The sequence below is a fragment of the Pedobacter sp. NO84 genome, assembly GCF_059703915.1.
The window spans coordinates 3,590,557-3,616,211 of record NZ_AP046575.1; the positions used below are offsets into that span (position 1 = coordinate 3,590,557).

Genomic DNA, 25,655 nt, shown 5'->3' on the forward strand with positions numbered 1-25,655 from the left:
CAGACTACCGACTTAGGACTTCTGACTCCAGACTATTTTTCCTAATTTTGTCTGATGAATACCTCCCTCTACCGCCCCTTCAAAAACTTTGATTTTAAGAACGAGACCTGTTTTTTAAGTGGTAACAGTTTTACATCACCATTAATCACGGTTAATGTTTTGCCAGATTGGCTCTTGAATATGGCAAATCTAACCGGCAATGAACAGATAAAGCTCCTTGATGAAACCATTAGAAGTTATAAATCTTTGGTCGTTCCTTGCAATGCAACGGTTAACGATCAGTTTGTAACACCATTAGAAGATAGGATTGCATTCGCATTTGGCAAAGGTTATGCTGGCGTTTCGGCCCTGCCGGAAAAGGATCTCTTTAACTGGATCGGAAAATTGATGTATAGCTTTTTATATATCGAAATGCAGGGAGCCATACGCTTACAACAGCTAAGTGGGGATGGCATGAACATGTCGCAAGGTTTGATGCATAAATTTGGTAACCTGCATACCATGCTGCAAAGTATTTATCGCGAAGTTGTTTTAGAAGATTTCAAGCCATGGTCTATAGTGGTTGTACCATTAGCAGAGACTGATACTCATTTTAGCTTTAGGGATGAGATAAATACTTTAACTTTTTCATTAAAATTCAAGGATTTTGGCATCATTGCGTGCCTTCAGGATAATGGCACCAATAAAAGGTACCATCAGGAAATTATTGATTCGATAAAGGATTTGCCCCTTTCCGAACAACAATTTGAAGAACTGGCAGCTCGGTTTTTTTATTCGGCCTATTTATTTAATCGATTACCCGAATATAACATTATGCCGGTTGACGAGGTAATTTATATCGATGCGATGCCACTGAAAGGCACCCAGAACAAAGCACTATTTGATGTATGGGCAAACAAGACCTACGCACAGGTACTCGAAAACTTTTGGAAGCCCTGGGGACACACCTTATTCGAAATTATTAAAGATCCAACAGCTCCAATGAGCTATTTTGAGGAGCCCCATCTACCCTCAGCTGGTTAATAGACGAATGAAGTTCGGAATGGCATCAGGCACCAAAACAATGGTAAAAATAACTCCGGTTAAGGCGCCAAAAAAATGGGCGTCATGGCCAATATTATCTTTCGCATTTTTAGACATGTACCAAGAATACACAAGATAAAGTACCGCGAAAACTATGGCAGGCATAGGGATGCCCATTACTAAAAGCTTACCCCAGGGATTAAAGAAAATATAACTGAACAAAACTGCGCTTATGGCTCCAGACGCACCCAAGCTGTTATACCCAAAATTATTTTTATGTTTTATTAAGGTTGGGACATCACTTAGAATTAGACTTGCGATATATAATAAACCAAACTGCCAATGTCCAATTACCTTTTCTAGCGTAAAAGCAAAACATACGAAGGTAAACATATTAAAAATGAGGTGCATCCAATCGCCATGGATAAGTCCACTTGTAATGAATGTATATAATTTTTTGCCCCTGCTTACGGTATAAGGGTGAAACATAAACTTCCCGAAAATCTGATGGTCGTTAAAAGCATAGATGCTTGTTATCACGGTGAAAATAAAAATTATAGAGGCTACTGGCGTGTCTTGTATATAGTCCATGGTTATTTTAAGCTAAGTTTAGTTTCTTTTTGTAGCCTTCCTATTGGGTAACGATTAAATGTTTTTTCGAAATAATCAGAATTTTTATAAACAAAATCCAATTGGGCGTTGGCTGTTTTAAAGAGATCAGGATTTTTAGCTTTTTCGGTTTCGAATTTCTGTTTAAGAGCAGGATCTTTCTTTAGCAGATCTGCTGCTGTATCTTCAAAAACATAGGATGAATATCCTTCCTTTTGCCCCAAAATAGAGTCGAAAAAATTCCAGTTAAAAAAAGAGTCTATTGCCTGAGGCTCTAGCGTTTCTACGATATATCTGTTCTGTGCCTGATTTACATAAACCACATAATCTCCAGTATAAAATTGCACTGCTTGATTTACCGTATTTAATTTAACGCCAGAATGCTGGTAATGACCTTCGTAAGGCCTAGTGGCGGTTTTCAGATCGGCAATGTAGTACATTTCCAAATCTAGCTTTATGTTGGCTGTTAACTGCTGCATTTTCACATTGTTCAGCTTTAGAAGAGCAATCACCTTATCCCATGCTTTTGGAATTACATAAGCAATAGGTTTACCAATGGTTAAACTTGGCTCAAATTTGTCCCAATATTTTATTTTTTTGGTATAAGGTGCATTTCTATCGTAATATAGACGATCCATCCCGCTTACTTCACTGGCTTTATATTTAGCTTCATACCCTTTAAATTCTATCGAATCATAAACAGAGCGGTTCAGTTTCCAGTCTAATGGAAAATCTTGTTGTGATGCGGTATATTCATCCGCTTTGCGCTTTTGCTCGCCAATAATTTTTGCGTCACGGGTGATAATATCAACATAGGTCTGCAGTAATTTCTGCGTAGATTCTACTCTCTTATCGAAATCCTTTAACATGTGGGTCTCTGGCATAAAGCCGATGGTATTGTGCAGCGCCGCATAGCCTGTAGAGTAGCGAGGAGATTCGATATATCCCGTAATTCCAGCATCTGGGGTTTCATTAATTGAATTTACATAAGGAATAAGCTCATAACCCTTAGCTTTCATCCGGCTATACAGATCAGGCACTAGTGTTTTTGTTAAATAGGAAGCCAATATCGGATTTAACTTATCCTTTTGTGTGGGAATAAGCGTCATTGTATATTGATAATCTGCGCCGTTACTGGTATGAGTATCTACAAAGATTTCGGGCTGCCAAGTGTTAAAGATCTGTTGAAAGGCATTAGAATTTTTAGAGTCAGTTTTGATGAAATCCCTGTTTAAGTCGTAGTTTTTGCCATTTCCCCTAAAACCATAGGCGATGGGTCCATTCTGATTTGCCCTTGAAGTCCCACTCCGATTATGGCTCCCATCAATATTATAAACCGGAATGATACAGATCACCATATTTTCAGGAAGGGTATTGTTCTTTAACAAATCTCTTGCAAATAACATGCTGGCATCTATACCTTCGGGCTCTCCAGGATGAATGCCGTTATTGATTAAAAAAATGCGCGTATCACTTTTCCTTAATGCAATGGGGTCGAATATTTTTTTCTTAGAAAGTACCAGTAAATGCAAAGGTTTACCAAAATCGGTTAACCCGTAGGTAAATAATTTGGCTTGTTGGGGATAGCTTTTAGCCAACGCTTCATAAAAAGCAATGGCCTGTTCGTAGGTTGTGGTTTCTTTTTTATTACTCAGTTCAAAGGGAGTTTGCTGGGAAAATGCCGATATCGAGGTCATAAAAGCTAGTATTAATGCTATTTTCTTCATAAAATGATGGAAGATTTAAAACACTAAATTACTTTTTTTATTGAATGAGGAGGTAGATTACCTTCTTTTATCTAATCCCATAAATCCGAAATGATATTTAACACCTATGGATAGAAAAGAATAGATATCGTTTTTCGGTACATCAGGTGTGTAACCATCCAATCCCTCCCCAAAATCTATCGTACCTTGCAGGTTTAGATTAATGGCATATCGGGTATATCCCCAACGGTCGGCGAAGTTAAAGTTGATACCCAGATTAAATGGCATGATGGGTTCCGAACTTTTATCATCGCCTGGGTAGTAATTGATGTCGTAATACCTTACATTAGAAATCTTGTTTTTGATTACGCCTGCCCCAACACCAGCATATAACCCACTAATCACATCCAAAAACTTATTGGTACGTTGCTCAGAAGTTAAAAATTCGCCCAATTGGACTTTAAGATTAATACTGCCAGCCAAATATTTATTAATAAATTGTTGATTGTTAACATCAAATAAAATATCTCCACCCGCAAGTTCCCCTTTCTGTAGTTCCAAACCTAAAGTTACATAGGGGGTAAAGTGATAATCAACTGTTCCATAAGCTGCAAAGGCTATTGTTTTTTTATGCAACTCAGCAAATGCAAGGGTTCCACCGGCACCGGCGCCAGCACTTAATTTGTAGTAATTGGTTTGCCCAAAGGTGATGATGGTAAACGATAATAGGATAAGAATGAGCGATATTTTATTCAATTTGTGTCTTTTAGAGGTTAACAAATCCCTTTATAATTCAAGTTTATGTTCTTCTGTGCTACCACAAAATTATAATCTTTATTGTATTTATTAGTTTTAATTTTACAATTATGAAGATATATAAAAACCACGAACAAAACCTTCAGGATAGATTTATAAGATATGCTAAAATAGATACACAGTCTGATCCCAATTCTGCTACCTGTCCCTCAACCCTAAAGCAAAAAAATCTGGCCAGCCTATTGGTTGCCGAACTGATAGCAATGGGAATTGCAGATGCAATGGTTGATGATCTTGGCTACGTGTATGCAACTATCCCATCAAACACCACAAAAAAAGTTCCGGTTATTTGCTTTTGCTCTCATATGGACACATCACCAGATTGTAGCGGAGCAAATGTAGATCCTATTATCCATAGTAATTATAAGGGAGCTGATCTGGTACTACCAAAAGATAGATCGATTGTAATTAAGTTAAGTGAACATCCAGATCTAAAGGATCAAATGGGCAATGACATTATTACGGCAAGTGGCGATACGCTATTAGGGGCCGATAACAAGGCAGGATTGGCAGAAATAATGGAAGCGGCTGCATTTCTGGTCCAAAACCCTTTAATTAGACATGGCGAAATAAAAATTTTGTTCACTCCCGATGAAGAAATTGGAAGAGGAGTAGACCGTGTTGATCTAAAAAAATTAAATGCGGATTTTGCCTATACAGTGGATGGGGAAACAGCGGGCTCAATAGAGGATGAAACTTTTTCTGCTGATGGAGTTAGATTGATTATCACTGGAGTTAGTGCACATCCAGGCTTTGCCAAAGGAAAAATGGAAAGTGCAATCAAGATCTTAGCCGAGATTTTATCGGCCTTGCCAAAACACGAGCTAACACCAGAAACCACGAGCGAAAAAGAAGGGTTTATCCATCCCGTAAGTTTTTCGGGTCAGGTAGAGCAAGCAGAAGCGCAATTTATCATTAGGGATTTTGATGATAGTTTGCTAAAAGCACATGAAGCAAAATTAGAGGAAGTAGTAAAAAAAGTACTAGGATCCTATCCCAATGCCAGCTATCAATTTAAGGTAACAGAGCAATATCGGAACATGAAAAAAATATTGGATAAATATCCACAAATTATAGCCTATGGGATTGAGGCCATTGAGAGAATTGGTTTAAAGCCAATAAAGCGAAGTATTAGGGGAGGCACTGATGGTTCAAGATTATCGTTCATGGGATTGCCCTGCCCAAATATATTTGCGGGCGAACACGCTTTTCATGGTAAGCAAGAATGGGTTTCGGTACAGGATATGGAGAAAGCAGTGCAAACAATCGTTACTATCGCCTGCATTTGGGAGGAGCGTTCTTAGACTTCGCAAGGTCTAGCTACCTTAAGCGTTCGTAAGTCTAGCTAAGTACTGATCCTCTTTATCTTCATAGATGATTTCACAATTCCATCCATATTGTTTGGAAATAGTAAACAGTGTTTCTTGATCTATATAAAGCCAATTGAACCAGTTCCCCTTTTTGTTTTTGTATTGGTAGCAATAGCTTACTTCGCCAAAATAGCCATTGCTTGGAAAGGGGATATCCCCATAGAGGTAGGAAATGTCTGAGCTATCGAAAACTAATTGCCCACCCGCATTCAGAAGGTTTTTTGCTTCTCCTAAAAAGTCACAAAATTTAGTAAGCGTCCCCGTAAGCCCAATTCCGTTCATTAGAAATAACAACGTATCGTATTTTCCAGATGCCTTGAACACATCAAGAACCATTGCATTTTTAACTCCTCGGTCTTTCATGATGGAAACAGCCGGCGCGGAAATGTCAATTGCAGTAACTTCGTGGCCCATTGCTTGTAAAATTAGGGCATGACTACCAACTCCAGCTCCTACATCCAATATCTTTCCATAGCAGCAGGATAGCGCACAGTGTTCTAAATCCGGCATTTCTTCTTCGTTTCGAAAGAAAATATCGATCGGCATCTCCTCTGGCTCATCATAAGAATTATGCAACCAAAGGATATCTGTTTCCCTATTTTTATAGAAATCTAAAAGAGCATTGCCAAAAACATCCATGTCTCAAAGATACTTTTGCTTTTGCTATCTACGAAATCTAGGCTTTAACTTTAGAAAGGGTATCTTTTACCAATGAGCTAACTATTCCTGCCTTATCCTTTGATTTATCTAAAAGATCGCAAAACCAATCGCTCACCTTTTCTTTAAGAACATCATTTTTATCGGAAGCGAGTACAAGTGCTATGGCGGCACCTAATGCGGCTCCTGCTAATAGTCCAGTTAATATTTTCGTTTGCTTTGTCATAATATCTGTATTTATAAAAAACTAACAATAATTGAACTTAATTGTTCTTTATTATTATAAATATTGATGATAAATCCGTTCATAATGCTTCAAAAACTCTCCTATTTCAATTTAATCTTGGCTATCGCTTATTTGTTGATCTACTTGAAAACAGGGACATTGAATTCATCGGCAGGCATTTTCTTTATTATTGTTTTTAGTTGGCTAAGTTTAAGAAGCTATCAGCTTAACAGCTATAAATGGGGCATCTTTCACTACTTAGCAGGTGTATGGTGCTTGTATTTTACAGGAACGCTATGTTATGGCGCAATCCATATTTCGATTTCGGCGCTTGAAGTTGAATATATAAGTAACGACACCATATTTTTTTTAGTGATGAGTTTAGGTTTAAGTGTGATGGTGGGCACGATGCTTATTTTATTTTGGATAAAAAACTATAAAGAAAATAATAGTTAATTTATTAAATTTGAGTAACTTATAAACCTAAAAACCAAATAATATGAAAAAGTTGATTATTGCTTCATTGCTTTCGGCATGTTTTATATGTGCCTGCAATAGTGAAAAAAAGGATATGACAACTGATAGTGCCAAAACAGATACAGTTGCCGCCGCTCCAGTAGATAAAGCAAAAATGGATAAGGCCTGGGCCGCCTATATGACGCCAGGGGCTAACCATCATATGCTAGCAAAAGATGATGGGAAGTGGAATGCTGAGATTTCGTTTTACTACAATCCAGATTCTCCAATGGTAGACAAGGTAGTTTGTGTTAATAAAATGATTTTAGGAGGACGTTATCAGCAGTCGACCTATAGTGGAACCATAGGGGGGATGCCTTTTGATGGGATCGGTACCTTGGCTTATGATAATTCTCGCAAAATCTATGTTAGCACATGGATCGATAATATGGCTACTGGAATAATGTATTTAGAAGGAACATATGATGAAGCAACAAAAACAATGAACATGAAAGGAAAGACGGTTGATGTGGTTACGGGGAAGGATATTTTGACCAGAGAAACCTTTAAGTTTATTGATGAAAATACCCAACAAATGGAAATGTTTGATACGAAAGACGGGAAGGAAACAAAGTCGATGTCTATCAAACTTACAAGAGCAAAATAACTTACGAAGTTTGCGAAATTAAACTTACGAAGTCCACTAAACTAAACTTACAAAGTTTACTAAACTTCGTAAGTTTTAGAGCCCGAATCATTCGGGCTTTTTTGTGCATTAGGTTTTCCTTCTTATTATAAAATTATACCCGAAAGAAAATTTTATAACCTCTTAGTTCAAGTTTGAAATAAAATGATTCTTGTTCCAAAAAGTTGTTTTACATTTCGTTGTATATGAACGAAAAAGAACTAACGGAGATAGGCAGCCTAGTTGTAAATAAGATTTATGAGATCCGTGGGCAAAATGTAATGCTGGATAGTGATTTGGCAGAACTTTATGGGGTAGAAACCAGAGCCTTAAATCAAGCCATTAAAAGGAATTTAGAAAGATTTCCAGAAGATTTTATGTTTCAATTAAATGATGATGAATGGAACGTTTTGATATCACAATTTGTGATATCAAAACCTATCTCGTTAAAAGATAAGCGAGGAGGAAGAAGAAAATTACCTTTTGTTTTTACAGAACACGGTGTTCTAATGCTTTCAAGTGTGCTAAATAGTGAAAGAGCTATTCAAACCAACATTCAGATTGTAAGGATATTTATTAGGTTGAAAAAGCTGCTTAGTGAAAATACTGAGATCAAATTGCAAATTGCCGATATTAAACAACATCTGGATAATCATGACAAGAACATTGAATTATTATTTAATTATTTTGATGAACTCCATGAAAAGAAGACAAAGCCAGTAAACAAATTGGATTTGAATTAAATCTTTGAGGTCACAATTTGTGACCTCAAAGATTTAGGGAAATCCGCGCATCTGCGGCAACCTTATTGGGGCTTAGCAGCTACTGTTTATTGTACAGGCTCTACCGCTATTGGAATCGTAAAAAAGGTTTCTCGTTCCTTTTTAAAATCCTCATAATCAATTAATTTTAAATTTCTGTAGCGCTACAAATCCAAAATGCCCAATTCCCCAAACTTTTTTCCTTCAACTCTTTGACAATTAAACTTTTCTCCCTATCTTTGCAGTCCCTAAAAAACAGGGATAATAAATATTTTTTAACAAATTAAATAAAAGCAAGTGAATACGTTAAGTTACAAAACTGTCTCTGCCAATGCCAAAACTGTTAATAAACAGTGGGTTGTAGTTGATGCACAAGGAGAGATTTTGGGGCGCTTGTCTTCTAAGATCGCAATGATAATTAGAGGAAAAAACAAGCCAGAGTTTACCCCAAACGTAGACTGCGGTGATAATGTAATAGTTATTAATGCAGACAAGGTAAAATTGACCGGAAACAAATTCAGCGAGAAACAATACGTTTCTTACACTGGATACCCAGGTGGTCAAAAATTTATTTCTCCTAAAGAATTAATGGCAAAACACCCAACTCGTGTAATCGAGAAGGCTGTTCGTGGTATGTTACCAAAAACAAAATTGGGCAAAAAGTTGTACACCAATCTTTTTGTTTACGCAGGTTCGGAGCATCCGCATTCTGCACAATCACCAAAAACCATTACACTTTAATTAAAAGAGAAAAGAAATGTCAGTTACAAACACTTCAGGAAGAAGAAAGACTGCAGTTGCCCGTATCTATTTAAAAGAAGGCAACGGCACCATTACCGTTAACGGTAAAGACCACAAAGTTTATTTCCCAACATTACCACTACAGTATATTGTTAACCAATCATTCGAAGTATCTGAATTGACCGGTAAATACGATGTAAATGTAAATGTAAATGGTGGCGGAGTAAAAGGACAAGCAGAAGCAGTTCGCTTGGCAATCGCTAAGGCTATTGTTGAATTAGATGCTGAGAAAAAACCAGCATTACGTGCTAAAGGGTTAATGACCCGTGATATGCGTATGGTTGAACGTAAAAAACCAGGACGTAAAAAAGCACGTAAGAAATTCCAATTCAGTAAACGTTAATCTTAAAGGAGACAAACACAATGGCAAGAACTACATATCAAGACTTATTGGATGCAGGTGTACACTTTGGTCACCTTACCCGCAAATGGAATCCGAAAATGGCACCCTATATTTTTATGGAGCGCAATGGAATCCACATTATAGATTTAAATAAAACTTTAACTAAAACAGAAGAAGCTGCAGCAGCGATTAAACAGATCGTAAAATCTGGTCGTAAGATCTTATTTGTAGCTACCAAGAAACAAGCTAAAGAGATCGTTGCTGAGCAAGCAAGAAAAGTAAATATGCCTTTCGTAACCGAACGTTGGTTAGGTGGTATGTTAACCAACTTTGCTACTGTACGCAAATCGATTAAAAAGATGGTTACCATCGATAAGATGACCAAGGATGGGACATATTCAATCCTTTCTAAAAAAGAGCGTTTAATGATCCAACGTGAGCGTATCAAATTAGAAAGCTTATTGGGCGGTATCGCAGACCTTAACCGTTTACCTGCAGCTATTTTCTTAATCGACGTTAAAAAGGAACATATTGCCGTAGCAGAAGCGATGAAATTAAACATCCCAACTTTTGCAATGGTTGATACCAACTCTGATCCTTCGAATATCGATTTTCCAATTCCTGCAAATGATGATGCAACTAAATCAATCTTATTGATTACCGATGTAATTATCAAAGCAATCGAGGAAGGTTTAGACGAGCGCAAACGCGAAAAAGATGATGAAGCTGAAAAAGAGGCCGTAGCGGCTAAAACTGCTGCTGATTCTCCTGAAGCAGCAGCAACGCCTAGAGAAGCTGGTGCTAAGAGGCCAACTAAAAAAGAAACTGCTGAAGCCCAAGCTACAACAGAGGATTCTACAGAGGGATAATATAAGTTAAGCGTTTGGTGCTTGGCGTGCAAAACGCTTATCGCCATACGCTTAGCATTTCATAAAATTTTCAAAAAACACAGAAAATGTCTACAGTACAAATTACTGCCGCTGATGTAAACAAATTACGCCAACAAACCGGTGCCGGAATGATGGATTGCAAGAAAGCATTGGTAGAAGCCAATGGCGATTTCGAAGCTGCGGTTGATTATTTACGTAAAAAAGGTGCTAAAGTTGCTGCTTCTCGTCAGGATCGCGATTCTAACGAAGGTGTAGTAATTGCTAAAGCTACTGCCGATGGTAAACGCGGCATAGTGATCGAATTAAATTGTGAAACTGATTTCGTAGCTAAAAATGCGGACTTCGTTGCCTTAGGTAATAAATTTGCTGATTTGGCTATCGATAAAAACCCTGCTACTTTAGCAGAATTATTGGCTTTAGAAATTGATGGGCAAAAAGTAGAAGATATCATTGTTGAAAACACTGGTAAAATCGGCGAGAAAATCGGAATCTCTAAGTTTGAAACTGTAACAGGCGAACAAGTTGTTCCCTACATTCACGGTAACTATCGCTTAGGTGTTCTAGTGGCATTAAACCAAGCCTTTGATGGAGCTGCAGAAGCGGGTAAAGATGTTGCAATGCAAATTGCCGCAATGAACCCTGTTGCTCTAGATAAAGGTGATGTTGATACACACACTATCGAAAGAGAAATGGAAATCGCTAAAGAAGTAATCCGCGCAGAAGGTAAACCAGAAGAAATGGTCGAAAAAATCGCCGCTGGTAAATTAAATAAATTCTATAAAGACAGTACTTTATTAAACCAGGAGTTTGTTAAAGATTCATCTAAAGATGTTCGTAAATTCTTAGATGAAACTGCTAAAGGATTAACGGTTGTTGCATTTAAACGCGTACAATTAGGTTCTTAAAATTCATCGGATGACTTTAAGTCATCCGATGAATAACGATAAAGGCTTTCAGGAAACTGGAAGCCTTTTTTCGTAAAGACTTACGAAGTTTTTATAACTTCGCAAGTCTTATCAAACTTCGTAAGTCTATGCTCGCCATAACCAACAGCCGTTTCTTTATAGGAAGTAATTTAATCGCTAACAAAACAGTATTAATCAATAATGGAAAAATAGTCGGCTTTTCCGATGGTGCCATTCCAGATGGATATACCGTTATTGATGCTGAACAAGATTATCTGGTACCCGGCTTCATAGATCTTCAAATTTATGGCAGTGGAGGAAATCTGTTTTCTGCCTTTCCAAGCCCAGAAACACTGGCACAAATGGATGCAGATTTAATATCAAAAGGTACAACCGGATTTTTAGCATGCGTTGCTACCAATACCCCCGAAATTGTTACTCAATCTATTGCTGCAGCAAAAGCATACCGAGAAGTTGCCAAAGGTTTTTTGGGTCTCCATCTGGAAGGACCATATCTTAATGTAAAAAGAAGAGGTGCTCATATTGCTGAATTCATCAAAAAAGCAACGTTGGATGAAGTAAAAGCCTTGTTGGAAGAAGCTGATGGTGTAGTAAAAATCATGACGATTGCTCCAGAACTACAAGACGACGATGTAATCCAATACCTTTTGGATAATAATATCATACTTTCTGTAGGCCATAGTGATGCTACCTTTGACGAAGCAACTAGAGGTTACAACCTTGGAATTGCGACCACCACCCATCTGTTTAACGCAATGCCTTCCATACACCATCGCACACCAAATTTACCAGCAGCAGTGTTTAACCATCCAACTGCTATGGCCAGCATCATTGCTGATGGGAGCCATGTAGATTTCGAGATTGTTAAAATGAGTTCTAGAATAATGAAAGAACGCTTATTTCTAATTACAGATGCTGTTACCACCTGTAACATCGGTCCGTACCAACATCAATTGCAGGGCGACAAATTTATAACCGCAGAAGGAACTTTGTCAGGCTCTAATATTACCATGGCGCAGGCTGTACGGAATTGTGTAAATTTTTGTGACATAGCGCTGCCTGAAGCTATTAACATGGCTTCGCTACATCCTTCAAAATTGATTAAACAAGATTTATATAAAGGTAAAATAGAAGTTGGTTATCAAGCAGATTTACTAATTTTAGATCAATCGTTTAAGGTAAAAGAGGTTATATTTCAAGGAGAAAAAGTTAATTCAACGTTTCAACATTAAAATACCAACATTAAAACATTTATCCTATTTTTGAGGTCATGAAGTATAAACGGATTTTACTAAAATTGAGTGGCGAATCGTTGATGGGCGAAAAGCAATATGGAATAGACAACGACCGTGTTAGACAATACGCAGAAGATATTAAGGCCGTACATGATGCGGGTTTAGAAATGGCAATTGTAATTGGGGGTGGAAATATTTTTAGGGGATTAAGTGCCGAGAAATCAGGAATGGATAGAGCACAAGCGGATTATATGGGTATGTTGGCCACAGTGATCAATAGCATGGCCTTACAAGATGCACTTGAGAAAGTTGGCCTAAAGACCCGTTTATTGTCTGCGATAAAAATGGAACAGATCTGTGAGCCTTTCGTACGAAGGAGGGCGGTTCGCCACCTGGAGAAAGGCCGTGTGGTAATCTTTGGGGCGGGAACTGGAAATCCATATTTTACTACAGATTCTGCCGCTGCATTAAGAGCCATTGAAATTAATGCTGATGCCGTTCTTAAGGGAACACGCGTTGACGGTATTTATACAGCTGACCCAGAAAAAGACCCCACAGCAACTAAATATGCCGAAATTACTTTTAAAGAAGTATATGCTAAAGGCCTAAATGTAATGGACATGACCGCTTTTACACTTTGTGAAGAAAATAAGGTTCCAATCATTGTTTTCGACATGAATAAAACCGGAAACTTTTTGAAAATTGCTAATGGCGAAGAAATAGGTACATTGGTAAGAGGTTAATTCTAACCAATTTTATATTTTTGTATTAAACATTACTACACATGAATGACCTCATAAAGAAACAATTAGACGATGCACAATCTACAATGGAAAAAGCAATTACCCATTGTGAAGCAGAATTAACTAAAATAAGAGCAGGAAAGGCTTCGGCAGGAATGCTAGATGGTATTATGGTCGACTATTATGGAAATCCCACCCCATTGGCTCAGGTAGGAAGCATAAATACACCTGATGCACGGACGCTGATTATTCAACCTTGGGAAAAAGCATTATTAGTACCAATTGAAAGAGCTATAATGGAAGCCAATATTGGAATTAATCCTCAAAATGATGGAGTGATTATTCGCTTAGTTGTACCGCCATTAACCGAGGAACGTCGTAAAGAATTAGTAAAAAAAGTAAAAGAAGAAGCAGAAAGGGGCCGTATTACCGTACGTAATATTAGGAAGGATGCCAATAGTAAAATCCAAAGATTAAAGGGAGAGGGCATTTCTGATGATGAAATTAAAACAGCTGAAGGAGAAGTGCAAAAAATAACGGATGCTTACATTGTTAAGGTTGATAAGCATGCCGAGGTTAAAGAAAAGGATATCATGACGATCTAAACTTTAAAATCGTCAAGATTTTGAAAGTTATCTGTAAAATGTAATATAAAAGGGAATGTGGCTTGGCTTCATTCCCTTTGTTTATTTTTGAACTCCAAACACAAAGACATGAAATTATTGCTCCAATATTTAAAAGCACATCAATGGATTGTGGCCCTCGCCCTTTTCTTGGCTGCAATGAACATCGGATTTTCTTTAATGGATCCGGCTATCACTGGTAAATTAATGGATAGGTACATTACAAAGGCTCATCTCTATCAGTCTGATAAGCACGGTTATGTGATGGGCGTACTCACACTGATTTCGTATGCAATTGGTGTAGCCATGATTTCAAGAATTGCTAAAAATTTTCAGGATTATTTTACCAGTATTATCATCCAAAAAGTAGGGGCAAGAATGTATGCTGATGGTTTAAAACACTCGCTTGAACTGCCTTACCAAGTATTCGAAGACCAGAGAAGCGGCGAAACCTTGTCTATTTTGCAAAAGGTAAGAACCGATAGCGAAAAATTCATCACGTCTTTTATCAGCATTCTTTTCATCAGTTTTATTGGATTAATGTTCGTAATCGTCTACTCGCTTTCGATCTCCTATAAAGTTACGTTGGTGTACGCCGCCTCAATTCCAATTATTAGTTTTATCAGTTGGTTTCTGAGCAGGAAGATTAAAACGATCCAACGTTCCATTGTCTCAGAAACTACTGCTTTAGCAGGCTCAACAACAGAATCCCTCCGAAATATTGAACTCGTTAAAAGCTTGGGTCTTGCAGATCAGGAAATCGATCGTTTAAATAACACCACCTATAAAATATTAGGACTAGAGCTTAAAAAAGTAAAATATGTTCGAAGCATGAGCTTTGTACAAGGTACCACAGTGAACCTGGTACGCAGTACGATGATCGTGGTACTCCTAATGCTCATTTTCGAAAATAATATCACTCCAGGGCAATACCTTTCATTTTTATTTTATTCGTTCTTTCTATTTGGACCTTTACAAGAGATTGGTACTGTAATTTTAGCATGGCGTGAAGCAGAAGTTTCGTTGGGCAATTTCAAAAGAATATTAAGTATGCCTGTTGAACATAGGCCTGTTAATCCAATAACCGTTAAAAAGATAAATACTTTAACTTTTGAGAATGTAAGTTTCAAGCATCTTTCAGGTAAAACCAATGCTTTAAATGCTATTAATTTTACCACAAACAATGGAGAAACAATAGCGTTTGTTGGTCCTTCAGGATCTGGAAAAACAACTTTGGTTAAACTGTTGGTGGGTTTGTACCAGCCTATGGAAGGAAAAGTATTGTACAACCAAATTTCGGGGAAGGAAATTGACCTTAACCAATTAAGAGAGAAGATCGGTTTCGTAACCCAAGATACACAACTCTTTTCGGGCACTATTAGAGAAAATCTCCTATTTGTGAAGCCTACTGCAAGCGATGAAGATTGTATGCGGGTGCTTCATCAGGCAGCATGCCAAAATCTATTGGCAAGGGCCGATAAAGGATTAGATACGGTAATTGGTGAAGGTGGAGTTAAGGTTTCTGGAGGCGAAAAACAACGTTTGTCTATCGCTAGGGCATTATTGCGTAATCCAGATATTCTAGTATTTGACGAGGCAACATCTTCATTAGATTCGCTGACCGAAGAAGAGATTACAAAAACAATTCGCGATGTTTCTGATTTAACAAGTCAGATTACCATTCTCATCGCCCACCGCTTGTCAACCATCCGCCATGCCGATCGGATTTATGTACTTGAAAGGGGAAAAATTATTGAGCAGGGTAAACATGCCGAACTTTTGGAAGAAAAAGGACTATACTACGCCATGTGGAGGCAGCAGGTTGGAGAGCGATTGGATAATGAAGTAGAACACTTGGCGTAAGACAGTAGGGAACTGAAAACTGCTAACTGAGAACTACAGCTGATCTTCTTTTTCGGGCGGTTTAATGTCATTTAGCGTTAAAGGCAATAAACTTTTTGTTTTAAAATAAGTGATGATGGCAATGCCGATGGTCATACTTCCCCCAAATACCACAGCGGGAACTGTCCTCATCAGCTTTGCGGTTAACCCCGATTCGAAGGCGCCAATTTCATTTGATGAACCAATAAACATACTGTTAACAGCCGAGACCCTCCCTCGCATCTGGTCTGGTGTAAGCAACTGCATAATGGTTGATCTAATAATTACACTGACGCTATCAAAAGCACCTTCACAGAATAACAAAAATAAAGTAAGGTAAAAACTAGTGGATAAGCCATAGCAAATAATGCTTGTGCCGAATCCCAGAACAGCGATGATCAAGTTTCTCCAGGGCTTGTTCATGGGCGAGAATCTGGTCATGGCCAGCATCGTAACCACCGAGCCTAATGAAGCTGCCGCTCGCATATAGCCCAATCCCTCTGATCCAACGTGGAGAATATCAAAAGCAAAAATGGGAAGTAAAGCCACAGCCCCTCCAAAGAAAACTGAAAATAAATCCAGACTCATCGCTCCTAGCATCATTTTACTTTTAAAAACAAAATGAATACCTTCCTGTAAACTCTTGATAATGCTCTCTTTTGGAATAAAGGTTGGTGGATGAGCCTTCAAGAAGAAAATACATGTTATGGCAATAACGATGAAACCGATGATCACAAAGTAGGAGATGGTAATGCCAAAACGCGCATAAATTAAACCTCCTGCCGCCGGACCTAAAATTGAGGCCATTTGCCAGAACGAACTGCTCCAGGTACTAGCATTGGGATAGAGTTTTTTAGGCAAGATCGAAGCCATCAAAGAAAATGTTGCTGGGCCAAATAACCCTCTTGCCAATCCAACACAAAAAATCATCCCGTACATGATGGGAACTATATAATTGGTGTGGATGTAAGTACTCATGCCATGGCTCGTTACAATAACCATTACTACAGACGCAAACAAAACTGCCGAGAAGATCTTCAGTAATAAAGCTCTTTTTTCGAGTTTATCTGCCAAATATCCTCCGTATAACGCTATGGAAATCGCCGGAATGGCTTCAGAAAGACCTATAAAAGCAAGAGCTAGAGGGTCCCTAGTTAAATAATAGATATGGGCCCCAATAATTATGGCCTGCATTTGATAGGCGAAGGTAAAAAAGAACCGCATGCCCAGATAAGAGCGAAATTCGCGGTAGCGTAATGAAGCAAAAGAATCTCTTTGTTCGGGAATGATAGTTTGTTCTTCCAAATTTATAATTTTTATATAAAGCTAAGCTTTGGTGTTTAACCTTTTCCCAAAGGGATGCCTTTGGCACAGCTTATACCCTAAATCAACGGTTCTGCAGGATTGTTTTTATAATAATCCAATTTGTACTGGAACATTTCACTCATTTTAGCTGCCCTCCATTTTGCTTCGTTCGCCTTTTCACCTGTGAAATGTTCATCCACTGTTGCATTGAACAAACTTATCCATGTATCAAAGTGTTCTTTTTGAATAGGAAGCTTTGCATGTTTTAAAAAAGGGCTTCCACTATACGCTGGGGTATCCAATAAAAGTGTTTGCCAAAAACCATACATTTTCTCTAAATGTGAAGGCCAATTATCTTTGATTACACCATTAAAAATAGGCGATAATAATTCATTGTCCCTTACTTTAGCGTAAAATTCGTTAACTAATACTTTAACATCATCTATATTAAGAATATCTACTTGGGGTATTTCCATCTTGATCTTAAGTAATAATGTCAAATATAAGCTGTTCTATCTGAGGTGCTTTATTTACAATCATAAAATGACCTCCATTTGGTATTTCGATGCAAATTTGGATATTTTTTATTGGAAAAATCCTGTCGTTGGTTCCATGGATATGGAATATATGCTCAGCTACTTTTTCATTCTTCCAGTTCATGATTTGATCAATAGCCCAAACCAAAAATTTAGGATCGGTATCTTTTATAATTTGATGGAGAAGCTTAGATTCTTCTTTATTTTCAACCCCAAAGTAATAATCTGCAGTAATCCTGTTGGCAAATGTTAAGAACCATAAGGGAGCAATCCTATGGATTTGTAGTTTTCTCGCCACTTTAATTGGCCAATCGAATTCACTTTCAGACTTTATGCTTGAGATGATAATTATCTTTTTGCAACTGATAATTTTAGAGATTTCTTGCGCTACAATTCCGCCAAAAGAAATACCAATCAGAATAATTTCTTTATTAATATCTATTTGCGCAATCAATCTTTCACAATAGGAGGTTAAATTTTCCTTTTTTTCAGGCACATTCCATTTTATAAAACGATGCTCAATTCCAGCTAAATTTAGAAATTGGAACACCCGTTCATCAGCACCTAGTCCGCTAATCAAATAGACCATATGTAAATAAAATGCGAAATAATTTAACCATTAGTATAAAATCGTTGTAGGCCCACTATAAATTCTGATACATCATCGAACAGGAATACACGGATAATTGTTAGTCGAAAAATACTGAATTTTATATCAGCTGTAGTTGTTTTGCAAAATTCACCAATCCGGCCACATTCTTCACTTCCAATTTTTGCAGAATATTTCTTCTGTGTGTATTAATCGTTAGCTCGCTTAAAAAAAGTGAGGCAGCGATTTCTTTGCTACTCATTCCTTTGCAGATCATCCTGATTATTTCTACTTCCCGTTTGGTAAGCTGATATTTTTTTAAAAAATCATCAAAGAAATAAGAAACTTCAATTGGTTGTAATCCACTGTCTGTTGGGAAGTGTTTTTTGCCGGCTACAATTGCTTCAATGGCTAACCTTAATTCTGAAGCTGATGAATTCTTTAAAAGATATCCATCAGCCTGCATTTTCTTTACTTTTTCTATAAGGTTTGGCTGATTGTAATTAGTTAATACCAACACTTTTATAGCGGTATAATTCGCTTTTATTTTTTCCAGGCATTGAAGTCCGTCATAACCCGGCATATTCAAATCTAATACTACAAGGTCGGGTACATGTTTAGCTACAGCACTGATGAGTTCTAACCCATTATGGGCAGTAGCTGTTATCTCCACTTCCTGCATTTCTTTTAATACAGCGGTTATGCCCTCTAATAAAAACTGATGGTCATCGGCCAATATTATTTTAGTTTTCATATTCAGTGACAGGTATTTCAATGGTTACAATTAATCCATGAGGCTCATTTTTATCAAAAGCAATTGCTCCGTTTAACGAAAGCACTTTGGATTGAATGCCTGAAATACCCAAAGCTTGATTTTCTACGGGATGAATAGGCATCATTCCAATTCCATCATCTTCAACAATCAAGGAAAAACAATTTTCATGTTCTACTGCCTGAACCAATACATTTTGAGCGCCCGAATGCTTAACTATGTTGTTTAACAATTCATATATAATTCCGTAAAGTGCCGTATAATACCTATTGAAGCCAGTTTCATACTTTTCAAAACCCAGAACAAGCAACTGTACATTAATTTTTCCAGATGCATTAACAATGGTTGCTACTTTTTCGAGAGCTGTTTTAAAACCTACTTTTTCCAGCATCACTGGGCTAAGTGCATGGCTAAGATTGCGAACCATCTCTGACACCAGGCCAACCGCATCTTCTGCCTTTTGTACATGATTAGAGGCAGTTTCATTAATGATCCCATTTTCCCGAATGGAAGATAAATTTAATTTGGCGGCTGATAACAACGAGCCCGCTACATCATGTAATTGATTAGCTACCTGGCTTCTCTCGGCTTCCTGAACTTCCATTATGATGCGGGTATTTTTTTGCTGTTGGCTGTTCATTTCAATTAATAGTTTTTCTTTCTCTACCCGATATTGATTGAATCGATACACCAACCCAGCCGTAAGAATAATCACTTCTATTACATAACCAAAAGCAAGACCATAGTTGCCAAGTAAATTACTTAACGAATTTAAACCGCCCAATAAAAATGAAGATTGCAGTAAAGCTGAAGCTATCAATACAACAATGGCAACGAGATAAAAAAGGGCCAACCTGTTGCCTTTTATAGACTCTATAGCAAGTATTGTGAGGGTTATGATCGTATACGCTATAGAAATAAGGGGTATGAAATATTGGATAAACAACCATGATTTATGCTGATAGCCTTCTTCATTAAAGAACAAAATAGACAAGATGCAGGCAAGTAATAGCACATTCATAACCTTTATAATCAGTAATGCTTTTTTACTTCTAATACCTCCAATATATCGAATAAGAAAAAGCATAGAAAAAATAAGTGGTGCTATGGCAAATACTGGTCTTGCCTTACTGGCAAACCAAGGAAAATTGGGCCACAAATATTCAAACCCATAGCCGGCATTAGCTAATACCCATAACCAACCTGCGCAGATAGATAAGATATAAAATATATAGATAAGATCTTTAGAGATAAGAAATAAGTACACACCAAAAATGAGGAGTAACACTATCATCCCAGTAAATACGCCCATGATAATCTTATGATCAGCTTCTGTTGAAATGGCCTCTATCTTAGATATTAATCTAAAAGATAACTGTAGGGATTCGTTCGATTTATCTATCTGTGTTAGATAGAGCCCCGTATCGGTCATAGGGAAATAAAAACCCGTGGCATTTAGTGGTCGCTGGCTGAAAGGAAAATAATCGCCAGTAATATATTGTTGCTTAACGTTATTGTTTTTTACAAAAAAGAAATGAATCCGATTGATATGATGGTTGCCAATATAAAGCAATAACGAATCTGCGGGGAGCTGCTTTTCATTTTTATAGGCTAGCCAAAATATCGATTGTGTAAAGCCTTTGTTTAGGTTATTCTTATCAGCGAGCCTAAATTTTCCTTGCTGAAATAATTGGTACGCCGTTTCACCGGTTAGCTTTTTTGTACTGTCTTCATAGATATAAAATCCGCCCGACTTACCTGTCTGGCTGAAGCATGGCAAACAGATAAAAAGGAAAAAAACAGTGACAAAAAAAGATAATCTTTTTGAGAGGCCCATCAATAACTAAGATAGATAAAAATGCAAAAAGATTATCATTTAATTAAGCTGTAAAATACTCATTTGTAGGTATTTTATCTCACTCCTCAGCCATCTAGCTTTGACAAGTTATCTCACATCAAGTTTTTATAAATATAACTTTAACCTTAAAATCATGAAACAACTATTTTTCACATTTTCATTGCTATTTGTTTACTCCTTGCACGTTTCTGCTCAAGACGTTTACACTCATTATTTTGCAGTGTACGGAATAGAAAATAAGATTATAGAAGTGATGGTTTGCAAAACAGAGCCATATGAATATGTTAGCGATAAGATAACTGGAATGAACGGTATTAACTTGGTACCTGAAGCAAAATTTAGAAGTTGGCTAAAAAATACATATGGAGATAAAATCACACAATCTGCATTTTATCCTGCGAAGTCTTCTGAACAGGCAATTAACTACTATAAAAGCCATATAGCTACTTATCAACAATCACAAAGTAAGTATCAAAATTCTTCTTATTGCAACTCCATTTTTAGTATTCCTTACGTTGAGAACATCAAAAAACCTATGATAAATACTTCATCAAGTTCAACACCAGAAAGGGCAATGTCCCCTAAATCAACTACTACTAACAGTCCATCTACAGCCACTTCCAATAAACCAAAAAGATCATCAACTAGCGACAATAAGACGGTTAATACCCAACCTCCTAAATTAAGTAAAGATGAAGAAGTAAAAAAAGCAATTGCTACAGCGAACGAGCAGATTAATAACAACAACCTTGCAAATGAAGCTCAACAGCAGCGTACCCAAGAGCAAGTAAATTCTGTAGTAGGAGGTGTTGCGCAATTAGCAACTGGCATAATGGCCAACGTTGCGGCAGATAGGGAAAGGAAAGAGGAGAATTTAAGACGAACAAACGAAAAAATTAAAGAGAAAAATGCAAAGGCAAATATCCTGCTCAACAACTTTTTAACTTTGGCCAAAGAAGGAAACGAATACGCAATAACCCAATGTATAGAAGCCTACAATTTATTGGATGTCCAGAATAGTGCGTTAAATACCATACGTGATGGATATTCTGTTCCAAAATCGAATTATATCACCTTTTTAACAGATTCTTATCAAAAGTTTCAAAGTCCATCGGCGAAAAAGGCGCTAACCGAATATTATACTAAAGTTGAAAGCACCTACAAAAGCGTTGCCGCTATGCACAGAAGAAAAGCGATTGGTCAGCCTATTTTAGCCGGTGTGTTTGCGGCGGGGTGTATTATTGGAGGTAATGAATTAAGTAAAACTGAAAATTCAGATGAGGCATTCACTCCATCAGCTATAATCCAAACTGTTGGCGTATTGGGTGGTGGGGCACTATTTGTAAGTGGATTGATCCATTTGGTTAGAGTCGGACAAACAAACAATGATGAGGGTTATAAAGATGCAAAAAGTAAGTTACAGCGAATGAAATTTGGTCAAAACCTAACCGTATTGCCCACCTTTAAGCATTCTAACGGGAGTTTAGGCCTAGCATTAAATTTCAAGTTTTAAGAAGAGGAGAGCTACGGAGAAGAGAGCTGTCCATTGGATCAGCGAAAAATAAATCTATATGGTTTTTAAACCATATAGATTTAACATTTAAATAATCTTTTGATAAAAATTTTGATAAGCCTCGTATAAATTTTCTGATTGGTTAATTGCCGAGGAAGCCGCTATTCCATAAATCCCGGTTTGCATTAATGGTTCCACATCCTGGAGCGTAACACCACCAACAGCTAAAACCGGTAAATCAATTTCACGGCCTTGCAATACTTCCATGGCGGCGGCGTAGCCATAAATTCCAAGCAATGCTGAGCTATTAGGTTTCGTTGTTGTTAATTTAAACGGCCCGAAGCCAGCGTAATCAGCACCCTCCTCCGACAATCGGATTAAATTTTCGATGGTATTAGACGACCCGCCCAGTGTATAGCTATCGCCAACTTCTTTGCGCAGGGCGATGAAATCAGCCGCCATATCCTCCATATGAAACCCTTGTATGTCAGCTTTGTCTCTTAAGTGGATGTGTTCGGTAACGATAAGCGTTGCGCCCCAATCATCGCATATGGAGGCAATGTGCAGGATATCCGCTAAAAGTTCATCATCGGCTTTGCTTAGGCACCTGTACTGAATCCACTTTGCGCCCGCCTCACACGCCACCTGTACTTGCTCTACATGAGGATAGTGGGGAAGATCATGCGTGATGAAATGTAATTTTTCGATATATTTTTTCATATTCGTAGGGTACTCATCCGATGACTTAAGTCATCGGATGAGTAGTTGTTAAAACTTTAAATTTAAACTCAACATCAAATTAGTGCCAGATTGAGGGAAATAAAAGTTCTCAGTGGTTAAAGATCCCCCACTAAAATACCCGAAAGTATAACCATTGCTCTCATATTTGTTGTTTAATATGTTGTTTGCTAATAAAGAAACATTAATGCCTTTAAATCCTCTCGCTTGAATATCATAAGCAAGTCGCAAATTGTTTACCCAGTAAGCATTTAATTTACGGCTATTGTTCTGGGTATTATCCAAGAACTGTTTACTTACATATTTACTTTGCAAACCTATAGCAAAAGATTTGATTGGATTGTATACAAGTTCGCCCGAGACAACTGTGTTTGGGGAAAACGAAATGTCAGTGCTTTTGTAGTTATTTACAATTTGACCACCGTTATCATAGTCGTCTATAAATTCCGTAAAATTTTTAATCTTATTGCGACTAAACGCTGCGTTTGCCAAAAGAGAAAATTGCTTACTTATGGCATAAGCAACATCTAATTCTACCCCTGCTCGATAACTTTGTTCAACATTTTGACGGAAATATTCGCCAACATCATTAATTTTCCCGGTAACCACCAATTGGTCTTTATACCACATGCCATAAACATTTATACCTGCAGAGAGATTGGCATTTTTAAATCGGTATCCTGCTTCCAAATTATTTAAGCGTTCAGACTTTGGTAAAGTTCCCGCATTAACGTTGATGTAATCGTCTCTGCCGGGCTCTTTGTTTGCCACACTAAAAGAAGCATACATGGTGGCGTTAGGGTCTAAAATATAACTAGCGCCAATTTTTGGGTTAAAAAAGTCTAGATTATCCGCAATATTCAATGGGTTTAAGTTTTTCTCCGTTCCCAATACATCGTAATGGATATGACGGTATTGCAAATCGGCGAAAGCCGTTAATTTCTCCGTTATACTTAGATTAGCTTTAAAGAAAGTATTGAAATCGCTCTTAAAACCATCGTTGTCATAATAATGCCTGTCGTTGTTGCCATTACTTCCGTATTGTGCATAAATAACCTGACCAAAATGGGCTCCTTTGTATTCGTTATATGCACCCCCTAAAGTAAAGTATAGTTTTGTAATAGGTTTATAATTAAAGGCATAGGTAATTCCATAAAAATCGTTATCCAACCATCTTCTCCTCACTAGATCAGTTTTACTGATCGTTGTGCCTCCAACTACCACGGGTAATAAGCCATAACTAACTAATTTTTGGGCTTCTTTTGATTCTTCGTAATATCCTTTGCCTGCTGTATAATGCAAGGCTCCATTGAAAGAAAATTTTTCATTAAACTGTTTCGCATAAAGCAATTGGTAATGATCTTGCCAATAGTTGTCTGTTTGGTCTTTATAAGTAAAGCTATTATAAGTTCTGCTTCCCGAATTAAGCAAGTTGGCCGCATCAGCTGTGCTTAGCCCATTTCGGGCGATGTAGGCATTCATTCCCACTACATCTCCGTTAAGTCGGGATTCTGGTATTCCATTCCATGCCTGATAAGTTTTCTCACTCCCCGAAAAGACATTAATTCTAAGTAAATTTGTTTTGCCCTGGTATGCCCCTGTTAAAAAGTACGATTTCAGGTTTGAAGCGGCACGATCTATAAATCCGTCCGATTTTATTCTTGATAAGCGACCATCAAAACTCCATTTGTTATTAATAAGCCCAGTCCCAATTTTGACTGTATTTTTCCAAGTTTCAAATGAGCCGTAAGTTGTATTTAATTCTGCATAAGGTTCTAGTCCGCCGGTGGTAGTCTGAATATTCAAACTCCCTCCAAATGCCCCCGCTCCGTTGGTTGAAGTGCCGACGCCACGTTGAATCTGTATATTATCAACCGAGGAGGCGAAATCGGGCATGTTCACCCAAAAAGTCCCTTGGCTTTCGCTGTCGTTATAAGGGATACCATTTAAAGTTACATTTACTCTGGTAGCATCGCTTCCGCGGATTCGAATACCTGTATAACCCACTCCAGCTCCCGCATCTGAAGTTACTACAACCCCTGGTGTATTATCCAATATAAAGGGGAGATCCTGTCCGAAGTTGTTTTTGGCAATCCATTCCTTATCGATATTTTTGTAGGTGGTGGCCGAGTTGGCCGATGCACGGGTTGCGCTCACTACAATTTCATTTCCAAGAAAAGCGAGCTGATCCAATGTAAAATCAATAATGGTGTTATCTTTTACATTGATGGTTTGCTGTTCACTTTGATGGCCTAAATAACTAACAACCAAGGTATAGCTGCCTGCTGTAAGATTCTTAATCTCGTAATAACCTGCATTGTTACTTGTTAAAACATTTGCTTTTCCTTTTAATCGGATTGTTGCTCCAGACAGAATAGCATTGGTGTTCTTCTCGGTAATTTTACCGGATACTTTAAATTGGGCCACGGTCAATAGCGGGCACAACAGGGCAGCGAAGGCTACCATAATTAATTTTTTCAATCTATTTTTTCGTTTTAGTTAAACCTGTCGACAGTAGGGGTACTCCCGACTTTAGTTAACTCCATAAACCATTCCCTACGCCAGCATTATCTGGATCAGGTGCATTTGAAAG

General features: G+C 37.6%; 26 protein-coding genes. 14 read left to right on the forward strand and 12 right to left on the reverse strand.

All coding sequences use genetic code 11. The features are described 5' to 3' along the window. Positions 1-54: 54 nt before the first annotated feature. Positions 55-1,023 carry a hypothetical protein gene (locus AC6H0V_RS15875; RefSeq protein ID WP_497561179.1) on the forward strand — a complete coding sequence of 323 codons (969 nt, stop codon included), beginning with the start codon at positions 55-57 and terminating at the stop codon, positions 1,021-1,023. Here AC6H0V_RS15875 and AC6H0V_RS15880 read toward each other — a convergent pair. The 3 genes from AC6H0V_RS15880 to AC6H0V_RS15890 are packed head-to-tail and all read right to left on the reverse strand — an operon-like array spanning position 1,012 to position 4,094. Then, the gene (locus AC6H0V_RS15880) at positions 1,012-1,614 is read right to left on the reverse strand and encodes a rhomboid family intramembrane serine protease (protein WP_497561180.1); all 603 of its coding nucleotides are present in this window, start codon (positions 1,612-1,614) and stop codon (positions 1,012-1,014) included. The genes AC6H0V_RS15875 and AC6H0V_RS15880 overlap by 12 nt on opposite strands. A 2-nt stretch (positions 1,615-1,616) precedes the next feature. Further along, a complete protein-coding gene (locus tag AC6H0V_RS15885) occupies positions 1,617-3,359 on the reverse strand; it encodes a M14 family metallopeptidase (RefSeq protein ID WP_497561181.1) in 1,743 nt (580 codons plus the stop codon). Positions 3,360-3,416: 57 nt separating this feature from the next. Then, positions 3,417-4,094, reverse strand: coding sequence for a hypothetical protein (locus tag AC6H0V_RS15890; protein WP_497561182.1), 678 nt, complete (start codon positions 4,092-4,094; stop codon positions 3,417-3,419). A gap of 110 nt (positions 4,095-4,204) precedes the next feature. Here AC6H0V_RS15890 and pepT point away from each other — a divergent pair, with 110 nt between their 5' ends. Continuing rightward, positions 4,205-5,458 carry a peptidase T gene (pepT, locus tag AC6H0V_RS15895; protein ID WP_497561183.1) on the forward strand — a complete coding sequence of 418 codons (1,254 nt, stop codon included), beginning with the start codon at positions 4,205-4,207 and terminating at the stop codon, positions 5,456-5,458. A gap of 21 nt (positions 5,459-5,479) precedes the next feature. Here the strand turns inward: pepT and AC6H0V_RS15900 are convergent, their stop codons facing one another. Together AC6H0V_RS15900 and AC6H0V_RS15905 are read right to left on the reverse strand one after the other, a co-directional pair. Next, positions 5,480-6,163 carry a class I SAM-dependent methyltransferase gene (locus AC6H0V_RS15900; protein WP_497561184.1) on the reverse strand — a complete coding sequence of 228 codons (684 nt, stop codon included), beginning with the start codon at positions 6,161-6,163 and terminating at the stop codon, positions 5,480-5,482. Positions 6,164-6,200: 37 nt separating this feature from the next. Continuing rightward, positions 6,201-6,407, reverse strand: a complete 207-nt coding sequence (locus AC6H0V_RS15905) for a YtxH domain-containing protein (protein WP_497561185.1) — start codon at positions 6,405-6,407, stop codon at positions 6,201-6,203. Positions 6,408-6,491: 84 nt separating this feature from the next. Between AC6H0V_RS15905 and AC6H0V_RS15910 the strand changes: the two genes are divergently transcribed. The 11 genes from AC6H0V_RS15910 to AC6H0V_RS15960 all read left to right on the forward strand — a co-directional run bounded on the left by AC6H0V_RS15910 (position 6,492) and on the right by AC6H0V_RS15960 (position 15,733). Continuing rightward, positions 6,492-6,863, forward strand: coding sequence for a hypothetical protein (locus tag AC6H0V_RS15910; protein ID WP_497561186.1), 372 nt, complete (start codon positions 6,492-6,494; stop codon positions 6,861-6,863). Between the two features lie 43 nt (positions 6,864-6,906). Further along, complete coding sequence (locus tag AC6H0V_RS15915) at positions 6,907-7,530, forward strand: DUF1579 domain-containing protein (protein WP_497561187.1); 624 nt, start codon at positions 6,907-6,909, stop codon at positions 7,528-7,530. 224 nt (positions 7,531-7,754) lie between these two features. Beyond that, positions 7,755-8,291 (forward strand): ORF6N domain-containing protein, encoded by a 537-nt coding sequence (locus tag AC6H0V_RS15920; RefSeq protein WP_497561188.1) that lies wholly within the window; start codon positions 7,755-7,757, stop codon positions 8,289-8,291. A 315-nt stretch (positions 8,292-8,606) separates the two neighbouring features. Next, positions 8,607-9,050 carry a 50S ribosomal protein L13 gene (gene rplM, locus AC6H0V_RS15925; RefSeq protein WP_497561189.1) on the forward strand — a complete coding sequence of 148 codons (444 nt, stop codon included), beginning with the start codon at positions 8,607-8,609 and terminating at the stop codon, positions 9,048-9,050. Positions 9,051-9,066: 16 nt separating this feature from the next. Continuing rightward, positions 9,067-9,453 (forward strand): 30S ribosomal protein S9, encoded by a 387-nt coding sequence (gene rpsI, locus AC6H0V_RS15930; RefSeq protein WP_131551445.1) that lies wholly within the window; start codon positions 9,067-9,069, stop codon positions 9,451-9,453. A 20-nt stretch (positions 9,454-9,473) separates the two neighbouring features. Beyond that, positions 9,474-10,322 carry a 30S ribosomal protein S2 gene (gene rpsB, locus AC6H0V_RS15935; RefSeq protein WP_497561190.1) on the forward strand — a complete coding sequence of 283 codons (849 nt, stop codon included), beginning with the start codon at positions 9,474-9,476 and terminating at the stop codon, positions 10,320-10,322. Positions 10,323-10,408: 86 nt separating this feature from the next. Beyond that, a complete protein-coding gene (tsf, locus tag AC6H0V_RS15940; RefSeq protein WP_497561191.1) occupies positions 10,409-11,248 on the forward strand; it encodes a translation elongation factor Ts in 840 nt (279 codons plus the stop codon). A gap of 128 nt (positions 11,249-11,376) precedes the next feature. Beyond that, positions 11,377-12,501 carry an N-acetylglucosamine-6-phosphate deacetylase gene (gene nagA, locus AC6H0V_RS15945; RefSeq protein WP_497561192.1) on the forward strand — a complete coding sequence of 375 codons (1,125 nt, stop codon included), beginning with the start codon at positions 11,377-11,379 and terminating at the stop codon, positions 12,499-12,501. Between the two features lie 38 nt (positions 12,502-12,539). Next, complete coding sequence (gene pyrH, locus AC6H0V_RS15950; protein ID WP_497561193.1) at positions 12,540-13,247, forward strand: UMP kinase; 708 nt, start codon at positions 12,540-12,542, stop codon at positions 13,245-13,247. Positions 13,248-13,288: 41 nt separating this feature from the next. Continuing rightward, positions 13,289-13,852: a ribosome recycling factor gene (gene frr / locus AC6H0V_RS15955; protein ID WP_497561194.1), complete on the forward strand. Its 564-nt coding sequence runs from the start codon at positions 13,289-13,291 to the stop codon at positions 13,850-13,852. A gap of 108 nt (positions 13,853-13,960) precedes the next feature. Further along, a complete protein-coding gene (locus tag AC6H0V_RS15960; protein ID WP_497561195.1) occupies positions 13,961-15,733 on the forward strand; it encodes an ABC transporter ATP-binding protein in 1,773 nt (590 codons plus the stop codon). Between the two features lie 33 nt (positions 15,734-15,766). Here AC6H0V_RS15960 and AC6H0V_RS15965 read toward each other — a convergent pair whose 3' ends face one another. The 5 genes from AC6H0V_RS15965 to AC6H0V_RS15985 all read right to left on the reverse strand — a co-directional run bounded on the left by AC6H0V_RS15965 (position 15,767) and on the right by AC6H0V_RS15985 (position 20,733). Further along, complete coding sequence (locus AC6H0V_RS15965; protein WP_497561196.1) at positions 15,767-17,056, reverse strand: MFS transporter; 1,290 nt, start codon at positions 17,054-17,056, stop codon at positions 15,767-15,769. Between the two features lie 77 nt (positions 17,057-17,133). After that, on the reverse strand, positions 17,134-17,532 hold the full coding sequence (locus tag AC6H0V_RS15970) for a group III truncated hemoglobin (RefSeq protein ID WP_497561197.1): 399 nt from the start codon (positions 17,530-17,532) through the stop codon (positions 17,134-17,136). A gap of 7 nt (positions 17,533-17,539) precedes the next feature. After that, entirely contained in the window at positions 17,540-18,181 is a 642-nt protein-coding gene (locus tag AC6H0V_RS15975) for an alpha/beta hydrolase (protein WP_497561198.1), read from the reverse strand. 121 nt (positions 18,182-18,302) lie between these two features. Then, entirely contained in the window at positions 18,303-18,935 is a 633-nt protein-coding gene (locus tag AC6H0V_RS15980; protein WP_497561199.1) for a response regulator, read from the reverse strand. Further along, on the reverse strand, positions 18,925-20,733 hold the full coding sequence (locus AC6H0V_RS15985; RefSeq protein ID WP_497561200.1) for a sensor histidine kinase: 1,809 nt from the start codon (positions 20,731-20,733) through the stop codon (positions 18,925-18,927). Before AC6H0V_RS15985 ends, AC6H0V_RS15980 begins: the two co-directional genes overlap by 11 nt. 211 nt (positions 20,734-20,944) lie before the next feature. On the opposite strand from AC6H0V_RS15985, the gene AC6H0V_RS15990 reads away from it, so the two are divergent. After that, the gene (locus AC6H0V_RS15990; RefSeq protein WP_497561201.1) at positions 20,945-22,324 is read left to right on the forward strand and encodes a hypothetical protein; all 1,380 of its coding nucleotides are present in this window, start codon (positions 20,945-20,947) and stop codon (positions 22,322-22,324) included. A gap of 87 nt (positions 22,325-22,411) precedes the next feature. On the opposite strand, the gene AC6H0V_RS15995 is transcribed toward AC6H0V_RS15990, so the two are convergent. Then, the gene (locus AC6H0V_RS15995; RefSeq protein WP_497561202.1) at positions 22,412-23,044 is read right to left on the reverse strand and encodes a thiamine phosphate synthase; all 633 of its coding nucleotides are present in this window, start codon (positions 23,042-23,044) and stop codon (positions 22,412-22,414) included. 48 nt (positions 23,045-23,092) lie between these two features. Then, positions 23,093-25,543 carry a TonB-dependent receptor gene (locus AC6H0V_RS16000; RefSeq protein WP_497561203.1) on the reverse strand — a complete coding sequence of 817 codons (2,451 nt, stop codon included), beginning with the start codon at positions 25,541-25,543 and terminating at the stop codon, positions 23,093-23,095. Positions 25,544-25,655 lie beyond the last annotated feature (112 nt).

Bases quoted from the DNA above. Each gene is read 5' to 3' on its own strand.
- AC6H0V_RS15875 (WP_497561179.1), top strand. From the start codon at position 55: ATGAATACCTCCCTCTACCGCCCCTTCAAAAACTTTGATTTTAAGAAC.
- AC6H0V_RS15880 (WP_497561180.1), bottom strand. From the start codon at position 1,614: ATGGACTATATACAAGACACGCCAGTAGCCTCTATAATTTTTATTTTC.
- AC6H0V_RS15885 (WP_497561181.1), bottom strand. From the start codon at position 3,359: ATGAAGAAAATAGCATTAATACTAGCTTTTATGACCTCGATATCGGCA.
- pepT (WP_497561183.1), top strand. From the start codon at position 4,205: ATGAAGATATATAAAAACCACGAACAAAACCTTCAGGATAGATTTATA.
- AC6H0V_RS15900 (WP_497561184.1), bottom strand. From the start codon at position 6,163: ATGGATGTTTTTGGCAATGCTCTTTTAGATTTCTATAAAAATAGGGAA.
- AC6H0V_RS15905 (WP_497561185.1), bottom strand. From the start codon at position 6,407: ATGACAAAGCAAACGAAAATATTAACTGGACTATTAGCAGGAGCCGCA.
- AC6H0V_RS15910 (WP_497561186.1), top strand. From the start codon at position 6,492: ATGCTTCAAAAACTCTCCTATTTCAATTTAATCTTGGCTATCGCTTAT.
- AC6H0V_RS15915 (WP_497561187.1), top strand. From the start codon at position 6,907: ATGAAAAAGTTGATTATTGCTTCATTGCTTTCGGCATGTTTTATATGT.
- AC6H0V_RS15920 (WP_497561188.1), top strand. From the start codon at position 7,755: ATGAACGAAAAAGAACTAACGGAGATAGGCAGCCTAGTTGTAAATAAG.
- rpsI (WP_131551445.1), top strand. From the start codon at position 9,067: ATGTCAGTTACAAACACTTCAGGAAGAAGAAAGACTGCAGTTGCCCGT.
- rpsB (WP_497561190.1), top strand. From the start codon at position 9,474: ATGGCAAGAACTACATATCAAGACTTATTGGATGCAGGTGTACACTTT.
- tsf (WP_497561191.1), top strand. From the start codon at position 10,409: ATGTCTACAGTACAAATTACTGCCGCTGATGTAAACAAATTACGCCAA.
- nagA (WP_497561192.1), top strand. From the start codon at position 11,377: ATGCTCGCCATAACCAACAGCCGTTTCTTTATAGGAAGTAATTTAATC.
- pyrH (WP_497561193.1), top strand. From the start codon at position 12,540: ATGAAGTATAAACGGATTTTACTAAAATTGAGTGGCGAATCGTTGATG.
- frr (WP_497561194.1), top strand. From the start codon at position 13,289: ATGAATGACCTCATAAAGAAACAATTAGACGATGCACAATCTACAATG.
- AC6H0V_RS15960 (WP_497561195.1), top strand. From the start codon at position 13,961: ATGAAATTATTGCTCCAATATTTAAAAGCACATCAATGGATTGTGGCC.
- AC6H0V_RS15970 (WP_497561197.1), bottom strand. From the start codon at position 17,532: ATGGAAATACCCCAAGTAGATATTCTTAATATAGATGATGTTAAAGTA.
- AC6H0V_RS15975 (WP_497561198.1), bottom strand. From the start codon at position 18,181: ATGGTCTATTTGATTAGCGGACTAGGTGCTGATGAACGGGTGTTCCAA.
- AC6H0V_RS15980 (WP_497561199.1), bottom strand. From the start codon at position 18,935: ATGAAAACTAAAATAATATTGGCCGATGACCATCAGTTTTTATTAGAG.
- AC6H0V_RS15990 (WP_497561201.1), top strand. From the start codon at position 20,945: ATGAAACAACTATTTTTCACATTTTCATTGCTATTTGTTTACTCCTTG.
- AC6H0V_RS15995 (WP_497561202.1), bottom strand. From the start codon at position 23,044: ATGAAAAAATATATCGAAAAATTACATTTCATCACGCATGATCTTCCC.